This window comes from Rhodococcus sp. CX (genome assembly GCF_015865005.1).
GTDB lineage: Bacteria > Actinomycetota > Actinomycetes > Mycobacteriales > Mycobacteriaceae > Rhodococcus.
The window spans coordinates 13,503-14,065 of record NZ_JADZGH010000201.1 but is presented as its reverse complement, the minus strand read 5'-3'; the positions used below and the strand labels follow the sequence as shown (position 1 = coordinate 14,065).

At 70.9% G+C, this 563-nt stretch carries 1 pseudogene; it reads left to right on the top strand.

From position 1 onward, the window contains the following. Positions 1 to 438, top strand: a pseudogene (locus tag I0Q12_RS33475) (acyl-CoA synthetase); the annotation flags it as partial. Positions 439 to 563 lie beyond the last annotated feature (125 nt).

Below are 563 nucleotides of genomic sequence, written 5' to 3'. Positions count from 1 at the left end.
GTGCAGTCCGCCGAGGTCTTCAAGGTGATCGACGGCGAGCGGGTCGTCGTCACCGGCGACCGTGCCCGCGCCGAGGGGGACGGCACGATCACGCTGCTCGGCCGCGGCAACATGGTCGTCAACACCGGTGGCGAGAAGGTGTTCGCCGAGGAGGTCGAGGCGGCCCTCAAGGCGCATCCGGGTGTGTACGACGCGATCGTCATCGGGGTGCCCGACGAGCGGTGGGGGCAGCGGGTCGCCGCGGTGATCCGTCCCCGCGAGGCCGGCGCATTCGACGTCGGCGATGTCGAACGGCACGCCCGCAGCACGCTCGCCGGCTACAAGATTCCCCGTTCGATCTGGTTGTCCGACACCGTGGAACGCACCCCCAGCGGCAAGCCCGACTACCGCTGGGCGCACGAGTACGCGTCGAAAACCGAGGCACACCACACCATCTGACGCACCGGCCCGTGACGGCCCGCTGTCGTCGCGGGCCGGTCCATCTCGCGAGGAGCCCCTACGTGGATACTGCGCTGTCCCGCCGGACCCTGCTGGCCGGTGCTGCGGCCGCCGCACTCACCCTG